The sequence below is a fragment of the Bradyrhizobium liaoningense genome, assembly GCF_018130785.1.
Taxonomy (GTDB): domain Bacteria; phylum Pseudomonadota; class Alphaproteobacteria; order Rhizobiales; family Xanthobacteraceae; genus Bradyrhizobium; species Bradyrhizobium liaoningense_A.
In genome coordinates, this window is sequence record NZ_JAFCJT010000027.1 from 52,516 (window position 1) to 65,631 (window position 13,116).

11 protein-coding genes are annotated in these 13,116 nt (G+C 65.7%); 8 read left to right on the top strand and 3 right to left on the bottom strand.

The annotated features are described in order from the left end of the window. The first annotated feature begins 9 nt into the window (after positions 1-9). Positions 10-1,107: an A/G-specific adenine glycosylase gene (gene mutY / locus JQ627_RS33405; protein WP_212488608.1), complete on the top strand. Its 1,098-nt coding sequence runs from the start codon at positions 10-12 to the stop codon at positions 1,105-1,107. A 4-nt stretch (positions 1,108-1,111) separates the two neighbouring features. On the opposite strand, the gene JQ627_RS33410 is transcribed toward mutY, so the two are convergent. Further along, on the bottom strand, positions 1,112-2,860 hold the full coding sequence (locus JQ627_RS33410) for a sensor domain-containing diguanylate cyclase (RefSeq protein WP_212488609.1): 1,749 nt from the start codon (positions 2,858-2,860) through the stop codon (positions 1,112-1,114). Between the two features lie 251 nt (positions 2,861-3,111). Between JQ627_RS33410 and JQ627_RS33415 the strand changes: the two genes are divergently transcribed. Continuing rightward, the gene (locus JQ627_RS33415; RefSeq protein ID WP_212488610.1) at positions 3,112-3,534 is read left to right on the top strand and encodes a PaaI family thioesterase; all 423 of its coding nucleotides are present in this window, start codon (positions 3,112-3,114) and stop codon (positions 3,532-3,534) included. Positions 3,535-3,742: 208 nt separating this feature from the next. Here JQ627_RS33415 and JQ627_RS33420 read toward each other — a convergent pair whose 3' ends face one another. Then, positions 3,743-5,020 (bottom strand): flavin-dependent oxidoreductase, encoded by a 1,278-nt coding sequence (locus tag JQ627_RS33420; RefSeq protein WP_212488611.1) that lies wholly within the window; start codon positions 5,018-5,020, stop codon positions 3,743-3,745. 140 nt (positions 5,021-5,160) lie between these two features. On the opposite strand from JQ627_RS33420, the gene JQ627_RS33425 reads away from it, so the two are divergent. Continuing rightward, positions 5,161-5,781: a glutathione S-transferase family protein gene (locus tag JQ627_RS33425; protein WP_212488612.1), complete on the top strand. Its 621-nt coding sequence runs from the start codon at positions 5,161-5,163 to the stop codon at positions 5,779-5,781. A gap of 100 nt (positions 5,782-5,881) precedes the next feature. On the opposite strand, the gene JQ627_RS33430 is transcribed toward JQ627_RS33425, so the two are convergent. After that, entirely contained in the window at positions 5,882-6,805 is a 924-nt protein-coding gene (locus JQ627_RS33430) for a LysR family transcriptional regulator (RefSeq protein ID WP_212488643.1), read from the bottom strand. A 91-nt stretch (positions 6,806-6,896) separates the two neighbouring features. Between JQ627_RS33430 and JQ627_RS33435 the strand changes: the two genes are divergently transcribed. The 5 genes from JQ627_RS33435 to JQ627_RS33455 all read left to right on the top strand — a co-directional run bounded on the left by JQ627_RS33435 (position 6,897) and on the right by JQ627_RS33455 (position 13,101). Continuing rightward, positions 6,897-7,349, top strand: a complete 453-nt coding sequence (locus JQ627_RS33435; protein WP_212488613.1) for a nuclear transport factor 2 family protein — start codon at positions 6,897-6,899, stop codon at positions 7,347-7,349. Between the two features lie 44 nt (positions 7,350-7,393). Next, positions 7,394-7,561, top strand: a complete 168-nt coding sequence (locus tag JQ627_RS33440; protein WP_212488614.1) for a DUF1127 domain-containing protein — start codon at positions 7,394-7,396, stop codon at positions 7,559-7,561. 130 nt (positions 7,562-7,691) lie between these two features. Then, positions 7,692-8,276 carry a biliverdin-producing heme oxygenase gene (locus JQ627_RS33445; RefSeq protein ID WP_212488615.1) on the top strand — a complete coding sequence of 195 codons (585 nt, stop codon included), beginning with the start codon at positions 7,692-7,694 and terminating at the stop codon, positions 8,274-8,276. Next, positions 8,273-10,819 carry an HWE histidine kinase domain-containing protein gene (locus JQ627_RS33450; RefSeq protein WP_212488616.1) on the top strand — a complete coding sequence of 849 codons (2,547 nt, stop codon included), beginning with the start codon at positions 8,273-8,275 and terminating at the stop codon, positions 10,817-10,819. The genes JQ627_RS33445 and JQ627_RS33450 overlap by 4 nt, the downstream gene beginning before the upstream one ends. 272 nt (positions 10,820-11,091) lie before the next feature. After that, entirely contained in the window at positions 11,092-13,101 is a 2,010-nt protein-coding gene (locus JQ627_RS33455) for a methyl-accepting chemotaxis protein (RefSeq protein ID WP_212488617.1), read from the top strand. Positions 13,102-13,116: the final 15 nt, after the last annotated feature.

Genomic DNA, 13,116 nt, shown 5'->3' on the forward strand with positions numbered 1-13,116 from the left:
AGTGAGGGCATGAGCCTCAAGTCCGCCCTCAAGGCCAAGCCGGAACCCGTGCAGCCGGAAGCGTCGCCGCGCCCGCAGCTGCTGCTCGCCTGGTACGACCGCCATCGCCGCCGTCTGCCCTGGCGCGCGATGCCCGGCGAGGCGTCGGATCCCTACCGCGTCTGGCTGTCGGAGATCATGCTCCAGCAGACCACGGTCAAGGCGGTCGGCCCTTATTTCGAAAAATTCGTCGCGCGCTGGCCTGACGTCACGGCGCTGGGGCGGGCCTCGCAGGATGACGTGCTGCGGATGTGGGCCGGGCTCGGCTACTATTCCCGCGCGCGAAATCTCCATGCCTGCGCGGTCGCGGTGATGCGGGACCATGGCGGCTTCTTTCCCGACACCGAAGCGGGCTTGCGCGCGCTGCCGGGCATCGGGCCCTATACGGCGGCGGCGATTGCGGCGATCGCGTTCGACCGCCGCACCATGCCCGTCGACGGCAACATCGAGCGCGTGGTGTCGCGCCTGTTCGCGGTCGAGGAGGAGCTGCCGCAGGCAAAACCGCGGATCCAGCAACTGGCAGCGACGCTGCTTGCCAATTCCCGCGCCGGCGATAGTGCACAAGCACTGATGGATCTCGGCGCCTCGATCTGCACGCCCAAGAAGCCGGCCTGCTCGTTATGTCCGCTGAACGAGGATTGCACGGCGCGCGCGCAGGGCACGCAGGAGACGTTTCCACGCAAGGCGCCGAAGAAGAGCGGGACGTTGCGGCGCGGCGCCGCCTTCGTCATCACGCGCGGGGACGAACTGCTTGTCCGCTCGAGGCCCGAGAAGGGTCTGCTCGGCGGCATGACCGAAGTGCCCGGCTCGGACTGGCTCGCCGGACAGGAAGACGCGACCGCAAAACAGCAGGCGCCGGAACTGAAGGGGCTGTCGCGCTGGCAGCGCAAGGTCGGTGTGGTCACCCACGTCTTCACGCATTTCCCGCTGGAGCTCGTGGTCTATGCGGCAAAGGCCGAAGCCCGTACGCGCCCGCCCGCCGGCATGCGCTGGGTGCCGATCGCGACCCTCGCCGATGAGGCGCTGCCCAACGTCATGCGCAAGGTGATCGCGCATGCGCTGGGCTGAGCTCTCAGGCGGCGCGCGCCGCCCGCTCGTCGGTCGCCGGCATCAGGAAAGTGCGGTTGCGCCCCGTTTTCTTGGCGACATAGAGGCCCTGATCGGCGCGTTCGATGACGTCCTGCACGTCCCGGTCACTCTCGTCGAACAGAGCAAGCCCGACCGAGACGGTGACGGGGATGACGGTGTCGCCGTGGCGCACCGTCGCGGCCGCGATCGACGTCCTGATACGGTCCGCGAGCAGGATTGCGGTCTCCTGATCGATCTCGCGCAAGAGCACCACAAACTCCTCGCCGCCGAAGCGGGCCGCCTTGTCGGTGGTCCGGATCGACTGGCCGATGATCTCGGCGATGCTCTTGATGGCGTCGTCGCCGGCGGCGTGGCCATGGGTGTCGTTGATCTTCTTGAAATGATCGATATCGATCATCAGCGTCGCCATGTTGCGCTTGTAGCGGCGGCAGAACGCGACGGTATCGTCGGCGACGGCGAGGAACGAACGGCGGTTCATCAGGCCGGTCATGAAATCTGTTTCGGCGAGCTGGCGCAGCTTCAGCATGTCCTCCTGGAGCTGCATCGCATTCTCGGTCGCGCGCATCTCGGCTTCCCTGGTGCGCTCCTCGGCAAGGCCGATGCGGCGCAGCAGCGAGCGCAGCGCGCGCGAGAGCTGCACGACCTCGGCCGAGCCGCTCTGCCGCGCGAGCATGGTCGGGCCATGGGCGCGTCCGATGCGGTCCGCTTCCCGCGTGATGGCGATGATCGGCGCCGCGATCCGTCGCGACACCAGCACGGCCAGTGACAGCGCGATCAGCGCGGTGGCCGCACCGATTGCCAAGATCATTTGCGCCGAGGAGATGGCAGCCGCCAGCGCCACGCTCGCCGGCTGGCTCGCGGTGACGATCCAGTTCAGTCCCTGATAGTCGCGGTGACCCTTGCCGACGTGGAATGCCGTCAGCATCTGCTGGCCGTCCGCTGTCTCGCGGAAGGTGCCGACGCCGGTCTTCAGAAGGCCGGCGAGTTCGTCGCCGCCATACCGGATCGTCTCTTTCTGCGGGCCGAGCAGGACCATGCCGCCCTTGCTGAGGATCGAGAGCGTCGTGTCCGTATTGCCGTCGTTGGCTTCGACGTCCCTGATCAGATTGCTGGCCCAATCCCAGCTCAGATGACCGCCGAGCACCCCGAGCAGCTTGCCGCTAGCATCGTGCACGGGGACGGCGATGTCGACGAAACGATAGGGCTCGTTGTTGGCGCGCTGCGTCAGCAGCGAGGACAGCAGGACGGCCTCGTGCACGTCGCCGACGGCGACCCTTTCAAGACCTTGCTTGAACCAGGGACGTGCGGCCACAGACTTGCCTTGCAACAGGCCGCCGGTGGCGGCGACGACGTTGCCCTGGACGTCGGCAAAGCCGATCCAGGTGAATTCGGAGAACGAGCGCTGGAGGTCTTCCAGCGAGCTGCGCAGCGCAGCCGGATCACCCTGCCAGGTTCCCTTCATCGGTTGCAGCTCCGCGAACAGCTTCATCTCCTGCTGGCGCGTCGCCATGAAGCGGTCGAGCCGGCCGGAGGCGCTGGATGCTATGCCTGCGACGCTGCTTTCAATGAGTGCGGCGGTGTTTCTGTAGCTCACGAGTGCGGCGCCGGCAGCTAACGTGCCCACGAGCACGATGGACATCGCCGCCACCGCCGCAGCGATCTGCGTCCGCACCGTCAGATGGTCTTCGATCGCGTGCAGGCGGTTCGCGGCCTGCTGCAAAAGGGCACGCATGGAAAGGCTCCGGTTCACCGTCGCTTGTCCCATGTCGTAACTTCCAACCGCTTACCGGCGAATTGCTCGATTGGATCGTATTGAATCGGTCGTGAAGCCTGTTGGTTGAGGGGGCCTTAAGGCCCGTGCGGAATGCCCTAAATCCGCATGTCTTTCCGTATTTCCCCGGAGTGCTGCGCTGCGGCGGATCGCCTGCTGCCATGATGGTGTCAGCAGGCCTACGCTATCTGTCGAGGGCAACGGAGGTCCGCATGGTCAAGACTGCGCTCGACAACTTCAAGAGGCCGCCCTGCGCCGAGCTGTTGGGATGGAGCCTGCTCGATGCCCGTCCCGAGGACGGCTGGATCAGGCTCGGCTTCGATGGCAAGCCCGAATTCTGCAACCCGGCGGGTTTTATCCAGGGCGGCATGCTCTCGGCCATGCTCGACGATACGATGGGGCCTGCGGTCCTGGTGATGAGCGAGGGCCGGCTCTACACCACCACCATCAGCATGACCGTGAATTTCCTCAGCCCCGCAAAGCCCGGCCCGATCGTCGGTGAGGCCAAGGTGACGCAGCTCGGCAGGACGATTGCGTTCGTCGAGGCGAAGCTGATGGCCGAAGACGGCACGGTGCTGGCGACGGCAACCGCGAGCGAGCGATTGCTGGAGGCGGCGAGGGTGGTGGGCAAATAGCTGGCCGCGCACTGCTCTTCCTTCTCTACTTGTTGTGGGAGAAGGTGGCGTGAAGCGCCGGATGAGGGGTATCTCTCCGCGGATTCAAATAGCGAGATGAATGTGCGGAGACAAACCCTCACCCGGGTGTGTCCGTGTCTGCCAGCGTCGCTGCCCTCTCCCACAAGGGGGGAGGGCGCATCAACTGGCATCTGCCTCTCCGGCAAACTCACGCCCTCGCGCGGGCGTCCTTGCTCACGATCGGCGGCTTCGCGTTCAGCGCTTCCACCTGGAACCCCGCGACGCGCTTGTAGTTCGCTGCGATATCCTCCAGCTCTTTCTGCGACAGCACGTCGGTGACGACGTCGTAGCCGCCGGGCGCGCGCTCTTCGACGAGCTGCATCACCTGCTCGGGTCCGTTCTTGCGGTTGAGCAGGACGAGGTCGGTGGTCGCCGGCCTCCGCTCGGCCTCATAGGCCAGCAGCGCCGCAGTCGTTGGGCCATGCGCCAGGATCTCGCGGGTGATGGTGCGGGCATCGAGGATCGCCTGCGAGGCGCCGTTCGAGCCGATCGGGTACATCGGATGCGCGGCATCGCCCATCAATGTGACGCGGCCAAAAGTCCATTGCGACACCGGATCGCGGTCGACCAGCGGATATTCGTAGGCGTGCGGGCAGTTCCTGATCAGGCCGGGCACGTCGAGCCAGTCGAACTGCCAGCTCTCGAACCAGGGCAGGAACTCTTCCAGCCGCGCGGTGCGGTTATAGTCCTCGCGCCGCCACTGATAGGTCGGCGGCATGTGGCGTTCGGCGACCCAGTTGATCAGATGATTGCCGGCCGCATCCGGCGCCTTCGAGATCGGATAGCAGACGAATTTCAGGATCTCGTGGCCGGCCATGATCATGGTGCGGCCGGTGAGGAAAGCCTTGGAAGGCGTCACGCCGCGCCAGAGGATGCGGCCGTTCCAGATCGGCGGACCTTCGTTCGGATAGAGCTTTTCTCGCGCGGCGGAATGGATACCGTCGGCGGCGATCATGATCGCGCCGTCGTAGCTGCCGGCGGCCTTGCCGGTCGCCCTGTCGATGAAGTCGGCGCGCACGCCGTTTGCCGTCTCGGTCCAGCCGGTCAGATGATGGCTGGTCAGGATGTTGTCGCGGCCGAGCCGCTCGACCGCGGTGTCGAGCAGCAGCTGCTGCAGCGTGCCGCGATGGATCGAGAATTGCGGCCATTTGTAGCCGGCTTCCAGCCCGCGCGGCTCGCTCCAGATCGGCTTGCCGTGCTTGGAGAAATAGGCGAGCTCGCGGGTCCGCACGCCGCTGGCGTCCAGCCTGTCCATCAGCCCGAGCTCGATCAGCTCGCGTACCGCGTGCGGCAGCACGTTGATGCCGACGCCGAGCGGCTTCAGCTCCGCGACGCTCTCGAACACTTTTACGGGAACGCCGATTTCGTGCAGGCTGAGCGCAAGCGTCAGCCCGCCGATGCCGCCGCCGGCGATGAGTACGGTCATGACAAACCCCTCCGATTGCGGGCGTCTTGGCACAGGCGGACGGCGGTGGGCAACTGCGAAGAGCAAAGGTGCGGAGAACGTCGTGCTATGGACCTGGCGGCCCGCAGCCGTTAGTTTCCAATTTTCCCATGAGGTCCGACATGCTCAAGCTCTACTACGCCACCGGCACCTGCGCGCTCGCCACCTACATGACCCTGGAGGAGGCTGGCGCCGACTACACGGCCGAGCGGCTGAGCTTCAAGGATAACCAGCAGAACAGCCCGGACTATCTCGCCATCAACCCGAAGGGCCGCGTGCCCGCGCTGGTGACCGATCGCGGCGTGCTGACCGAGACGCCTGCGATGCTGGCCTACATCGCGCAGACCTTCCCCAAGGCGAAGCTCGCCCCGCTCGACGATCCCTTCGATTTCGCGCAAGCGCAGTCGTTCAATTCCTATCTCTGCTCGACCGCGCACATCAACCATGCCCACAAGATGCGCGGCGCGCGCTGGGCGACGCAGGAGAGCTCGTTCGCCGACATGAAGGCGATGGTGCCGAAGACCATGGGCGCCTGCTTCTCCTTGATCGAGCGGAAGATGTTCAAAGGTCCCTGGGTGATGGGCGAGCAGTTCACGATCTGCGATCCCTACCTCCACACGCTCTCGCTCTGGCTCGAGGGTGACAGCGTCGACATCAACGCCACGCCGAAGATCGCCGATCACTTCAAGCGCATGTCAGACCGCCCCGCCGTGCGCAAGGTGATGGACGCGCAGAAGGCGTAGGAACGTAGCTCTTGTAGGGTGGGCAAAGGCGCAAAGCGCCGCGCCCACCATCTTTCCAAGTTGTACGAAGAGGTGGTAGGCACGCTTCGCTTTGCCCACCCTACGATAGCTTGCGCTTGGCTTGCTCCAATTCCCGGCCCGTCTCCAGCATCAGCCGCCTGAGCCAGATCGATCCCGGATCCATCTGAGCGCGGGTCGGATGGAACATGAACTGCTCGTCGATCCCCGGGTCGAGCGGCGGCGTCACCGTCACGAGGCCGAGTTGTTTCGACAGCGCCGCGATCAGCCGGCGCGGCACGAAGGCGACGAGGTCGGTGCGGGCGGCGACGTGCAGCGCTTCGAGATAACCTGGCACGACGAGCGAAATGTGCCGCTCGATGCCCTTGGTCCGCAGCCAGGTGTCGATGAGATCCTCCGGTTGGCCGCGGATGATCACGCCGACATGGCGTGCCGCCAGGAACGTCTCGCGCCGCTTCAGCTTGGGTCCAATCGGATGGCTGCGCCGCACCGCCAGCGCGTCGCTGTCGGTGTAGAGCAACTGGCGGTGAAAGCCCTTGAACGCGTTTCCGATCGAGATCACGAGGTCGATGGTGCGGGCGAACTCGGCGTGAAAGATCGCAGGGCCCCGCCACGGTACGACGTCGATGCGGACGTTGGGCGCGGCCCGCGTCACCTTCTCCATCAAGGGCGGCATCAGCAGCTCGACCGCGAGATCCGGCATCATCAGGCGGAATTGCCGCTCGCTGCGCGCGGCGTCGAAGTCGTCGGGCATGAACAGCCCGCGCACCTGGTCGAGCGCCTGGGCCAGCGGTGCGCGGAGCGCTTGCGCCCGCGGCGTCAGCTCCATGCGCGCGCCGGTGCGCACCAGCAGCGGATCGCCGAAGATGTCGCGCAGGCGTTGCAACGCGTGGCTCGCGGCCGGTTGCGACAGGCCGATCCGAAGCGCGGCCCGGCTGACATTGGCCTCCCGCAGCAGCGCGTCGAGCGCGGTCAGGAGATTGAGGTCAAGCGAATTCAAATTCATGAGGCGAATAGATATCATATCTACTATCGATTTGAAGAATTCTCCTCCAGCAGGGATGATCTCCGTGTTGCCACCAAACGGAGATGCCGCCATGAGCGCGAGCGCCAACAAGAAACTGATGCAGGATATCTTTGCCGCCGCCGCCAATCCCGATCCGGCCGCGCGCGACCGGGCCCTGTTCACCGCGAGCCTTGCCGACGATGCCAGATGGGTCGTGACCGGCCAGTACTCCTGGTCACGCACCTTCACCGGCAAGCAGTCTATCCTTAACGATCTGCACGCTTATGTGCGCACCCGCTTGCGCGACCGGACCCGCACGGTCGCCCACCGCTTCATCGCCGACGGCGATATCGTCGTCGTCGAAGCCAAGGGCGACAACGTCACGCCCGAGGGCGTGCGTTACGACAACGACTATTGCCTGGTGTTCCGCCTCGAGGATGGGAAGATCAAGGAGATCCGGGAATATTGCGACTCGGTTCTGACCGAGAAGGCGCTTGGTCCGTTTCCGCAGACGCCCGTACGGGCCGTGAGCTGGCCGGATTGAGGACCATCTCGTCCGCCGACCGGTGTCGTCCGCCCCGGTCGGCCATGGTCGTGTCGATCTGGCGCAGGCTGGCAGCCATCGTCCGTTCAAGGCGCGAGCGGTCCCGGGCCCGGTACCAGCTCGCCGCCATGAGCGACCGGGAGCTTCAGGACTGCGGCATGACCCGAGCGGAGATCGCGTACGAACTGAGGAGACCGGTGCGACGGAGTTAGACAAACGGATGAGATCCAGGCGCTGCCTACCCCATTTTATCGTAGCCCGCGGAACCTTCGGGTTCCGCCGGGCGTTTGCCCGTTTCCGGGGCAATCGCGCCCCGGGCATCGCACGCGTTTGGGAAATTTCATGCTGGCTGGGGTTTCGGACGTTTCAACACAGGTGGGCCGCAGCTTTTCCGGACTCCGCGAACGATTGAGAGATGCGACCGCGAATGCGCACCGGGAGCTCGATGCGCAGCTTTCGTCGTTCGACCTCACAGTCCTGTCCGGTTACCGCCGCTTCCTGCAAGCCAGCGCCGGCGCACTTCTTCCGCTCGAATCTGCGCTTGTGCAGGCTGGCGTCGCCAAGATGTTTCCGGATTGGCGGGAGCGGGCGCGCAGCGCCGCGATCGCGGCGGATCTCGCGCAGCTCGGCAGCGCCGCGCAATCCACCGTGTCCGTGGCGCCGCTGACGCGCAGTGGCATGCTCGGCACGTTGTATGTTCTGGAGGGCTCCCGGCTCGGCGCAAAGTTTCTGCTGAAGGCGGTCGCGGATGCGGGCGATCCGCGCATCGGCGAGGCCACCTCCTATCTCAGCCATGGCGCGGGCAAACGGCTCTGGCAGAGCTTTCTGGCAAAGCTTCAAAACGAAGAGGCTTGCGACGAGGACGAGACGATCGAGTCGGCGCGTCTCGCCTTCGCGGCCTTCGAGCAGGCGGCGGACCGCGCATGAACGAGGCGGTCAATCTCACCAATTGCGATCGCGAGCCGATCCACATTCCCGGCAGCGTCCAGCCGTTCGGCTTCCTGCTCACGGTGCTGTCGGATTTCACGATCTGCATGGCCTCCGACAATGTGGGCAGCTTTCTCGGAACTGACGTCGCCGACCTGCTCCAGCAGCCGCTGTCGCGCGTCATCTCGGAAGCCGCCGTCGAGACCATTCGCAGCCGCGTCGATCATCTCAGCGGCCCCGATACGACCGAGCGCATGTTCGGTGTCGAGCTCCAGGCCGGCAAGCCGCCTTACGATCTCTCCATCCACTTCTCCGGCGTCTATCTGGTCATCGAGGCAGAGCCCAGCGTCAGCGAGCCCGGCGTCAATTCCGGCGAGCTCGTCCGCCTGATGCTGGAGCGAATCCGCAAGACCCGCGGCATGACCGAGCTCGCCCGCGAGGCGGCGCGCCAGCTCAAGGTCTTGACCGGCTTCGACCGCGTCATGGTCTATCAGTTTCACCCGGACGGATCGGGCGAAGTGATCGCTGAAGCTGCGGAAGCCGGCCTCGAACGGTTCCTCGGCCTGCACTATCCGGCCTCCGACATCCCCAAACAGGCCCGCATCCTTTATCAGCGCAACTGGCTGCGCATCATCGCCGATATCAATTCGACACCGGCCGCGTTGTTTTCGACGGCCACGCACAATGCGGGGCTGCTCGATCTCTCCATGAGCGTGCTGCGCTCGGTCTCGCCGATCCACATCGAATACCTACGCAACATGGGCGTCGGGGCCTCGATGTCGGTGTCGATCCTGCGCGACGGCAAGCTGTGGGGCCTGTTCGCCTGCCATCATTATTCGCCGCGCTACATCTCGTTCGAGAAGCGCACCGCGTCCGAGCTGTTCGGGCAGATGTTCTCCTGGATCGTGGAGGGGCGCGAGCGTGAGGGCGATGTCGCCTATGAGATGCGCGCTCACCAGGTGCAGGAGAGGTTGATCGAGACCGCGGCCTCGCACGAGCACAGCCGGCGCGCGATCGTCGACTTCCTGGGCGACTATCGTGGGATGATCGATTGCGACGGCGTGGCGGTGTGGTCCGACAACAAGATCACGCTTCAGGGCCAGACGCCGACCGAGGACGAGGTGAAGGAGCTGGTCGCCTTCATCAACCGGACCTCGCCGGGACGGATTTTCGCCAGTGCCGAGATTGCCAAGGTCTATGCTGCCGGCCAGTCCTTTCGCGACCGCGCGGCGGGATTTCTCGCCATTCCGATCTCGCGGACGCCGCGCGATTGCCTGATCTTCTTCCGGCGCGAGGTCGTGCGCTCGGTGAACTGGGCGGGCGCGCCCGACAAGGTCTATGACGAGGGACCGAACGGACCGCGGCTGACGCCGCGCAAGAGCTTTGAGCTCTGGCAGGAAACGGTGGCGGGTCAGTCGAAACCGTGGTCCACGGCCGACATCCGCATCGCCGAAAGCCTGCGCGTCACGCTGCTCGAAGTGATCCTGCAACTGTCCGACCTTGCGGCCCGCGAGCGTCGCGGCGCGCAGGAGCGGCAGGAGCTGATGATCGCCGAGCTTAATCACCGCGTCCGCAATATCTTGAGCCTCGTCCGCGCGCTGGTCGCGCAAAGCAAGGACACCGCCACTTCGGTCGAGGAGTTCGCCGGCGTGCTCGGCGGCCGCGTCCAGGCCTTGGCCCGTGCCCACGACCAGATCACCAATCTCAACTGGGCCCCGGTTGCGCTGCGCTCGCTGGTCGAGTCCGAGGCCGGCGCCTATCTCGGCGCGCGCGCCGGCCGCGTGAAGATGGGCGGGCCCGACGTCGCGCTCGATCCCAAGGCGTTCGCGACGCTGGCGCTGGTCGTGCACGAGATGATGACCAATTCCGCCAAATACGGCGCGCTCGCGGATTCCACCGGCCAGGTCGAGGTGGTCTGGCGGCTCGATCCGAATTCGAGCCTCGAGATCGAGTGGAAGGAGAGCGGCGGGCCGCCGGTGCAGCCGCCGTCGCGCCGCGGCTTCGGCACCACCATCATCGAGCGCTCGGTGCCGTTCGACCTCAAGGGCGAAGCCGAAATCCGCTTCGACCTGCTGGGCGTCCAGGCCAAATTCGTCATCCCGCCCAATTTCGTCGAACTGGTACCATCAATCGCAGGAGCCGCCATGCGCGTCGAGGAGCAGCAACCCGCCCGTCCGCGAATTTCCGAGACGGCACTGATCGTCGAGGACAATCTGATCATCGCCATGGCGGCGGAAGTCATCCTGCTCGATCTCGGGGCCCGCCATGTCGATACTGCGGCGAGCGTCGACCAGGCGTTGCGCGCGATCGAGCGCACGCGTCCGGGTTTTGCGCTGCTCGATCTCAACCTCGGCAACGAGAGCAGCATCAAGGTGGCCGAGAAGCTGAAGGAGATCGGCGTGCCCTTCATGTTCGCGACCGGCTATGGCGAGCGCGCGCCGATCCCGGAAGAGCTGGCGTCCGCGCCGGTGGTCCAGAAGCCCTACACGCTGGAAGTCGTCGAGAACGCGCTCGGCAAATTGCAGGGGACGGTCGCCCAATAAACCTCCATCCCGGCGGCCGCATGCAGCGCTCTGCATGCGGCTGCGGGCCTCGCGCCGAAACCTCGCGCCGCTGCCGATAAAATCAGCAGGTCTTGTGTGGGCCTGCGCACACATGCGCGAAAAATCGGAAGGTTCAATTAACAAGTGTCCTCCATTGTGTCGCGGTGCAGCGTGGGTGCCGAAAAGCGACTCGCGGGTGCCGGGGGTGGCCGTGACGATCGCAGGAGTCGTGCGTCCGCCCGAATTCACATGCATCTGGGTGGACAGTGGGAATGCCGAACTTTCGTTTGCGGATCAGGGGACGCCTGTACGCAGGCTTCATGGCCTTGGTGGCGGTTGGTCTCGTGATGGCGGTGGTCGCCATCTGGAATTTGCGGTCCGTGCAGGACCAGGTCTCACGACAATCCGCCCTTTCGGACAGCACCGCGCGGGTGCTGGAGATCTCGGCCCATCTCCAGGCCATCCAGCGGGCCAATCTGCGATACGTCTATGACGGCAGCGAGCCTGCGATGAAGGAGGCCGCCGAGCGGGAGACCGCGGCGACCGAACTGTTGAAGGTCGGGGCGCAGGGGACGCTCTCCGAGGAGCGGCGGAAGCTCTACAACGACCTGATCACCGACATCGCAAAAATGCGAAGCTTGCGTGACAATCTCGGCGACGCCGTCAACGAGGCGCGGACGGGCAAGGCGACGCTGCTGCCGAGCGGTGACGAACTGACCGTCAAGATGGGCAAGCTGGTCGATGTGGCGCGCGCCGCCGTCGACGAAGACACCGCGGCCCTCGTTGCGGACCTCGAATCCAGGCTGCTTCTCGTCCAGATCGCGAACTGGCGTTTCCTGGCCCTGCGCGACACCAAGGGGCCCGCCAACTTCAGAACCAATGTGGACAGGGCGTCGCAGCGCCTCTCGGCGCTCGAAAAGAGCCCGCAGGCGACGGAATTGCGAACCACGCTCACGCCGGTGAAGACCTCGCTTGGAATCTACAAATCCGCGTTCGAGACGACGTCGGCGGCGATGCTCCAGGCCGACGAGATCTATCACAAGAACCTCGCGCCCCTGATCGTCGACAGCATCGCCAAGCTCAAGGTCGCGGAAACCGCCTTGAAGAAGGACTACAAGGAGTCGCGCAGCCAGGCAGAAGCCGTGATTGACGGCACGACGAGCGTGCAGGAGATCGCGGGCGGCCTTGCCACCCTGTTCGGATTGATCGTCGCGTTCCTGATTGCCCGCAGCATCGTCGGTCCCCTGACGTCGATGACGCGCGCGATGGGGCTGCTGGCCGGCGGCAATCTCGAGGTCGAGATTCCCGGACGCGGCAAGGCCGACGAGATCGGCGACATGGCCAAGGCGATCGAGGTGTTCAAGACCAACATGATCGACACCGAACGCCTGCGCACGGAGCAGACCGAGATCGAGGCGCGCCAGGCGGAGAGCCGCAAGGCCGACATGGTCCGGCTCGCCGACCAGTTCGAGCAGGCGGTCGGCGAGATCGTGGACACCGTGTCATCGGCGTCGAACGAACTGGAGGCCTCCGCCGGCACCCTGACCACGACCGCCTCGCGGGCCCATGGCCTGTCCACTGAGGTCGCCAGCGCGTCTCAGGAGGCTTCGGCCAACGTGCAGGCGGTCGCGTCCGCCACCGAAGAGCTCTCCTCCTCGGTCCGCGAGATTGCCCGCCAGGTGCAGGAATCCGCCCGCATCGCCAACGAGGCGGTGGGGCAGGCGAGCCGGACTAACGAGCGGGTCGGCGAGCTCTCCAAGGCCGCCGCCCGCATCGGCGACGTGGTCGAGCTGATCAGCACGATTGCCGGCCAGACCAACCTCTTGGCGCTGAACGCCACCATCGAGGCCGCGCGCGCCGGCGAGGCCGGACGCGGCTTTGCCGTGGTCGCCTCCGAGGTCAAGGCGCTGGCCGAGCAGACGGCGAAGGCCACGGGCGAGATCGCCCAGCAGGTCTCCGGCATCCAGGCCGCGACGGAGGAATCGGTTGGCTCCATCCGGGAGATCAGCGGCACCATCGAGCGGCTGTCGGAAATCTCGTCGACGGTCGCGGCGGCCGTGGAGCAGCAGGGTGCTGCCACACAGGAAATCTCCCGCAACGTCCAGCAGGCCGCTCACGGCACGCAGCGCGTCTCGACCAATATCGGCGACGTGCAGCGCGGCGCCTCCGAGACCGGATCGGCCTCCTCGCAGGTGCTCTCGGCGGCGCGTTCGCTGTCTTCAGACAGCAACCGCCTGAAGCAAGAGGTCGCCAGGTTCCTGAGCTCGGTCCACGCCGCCTGAGCGGCGCGGGCATCA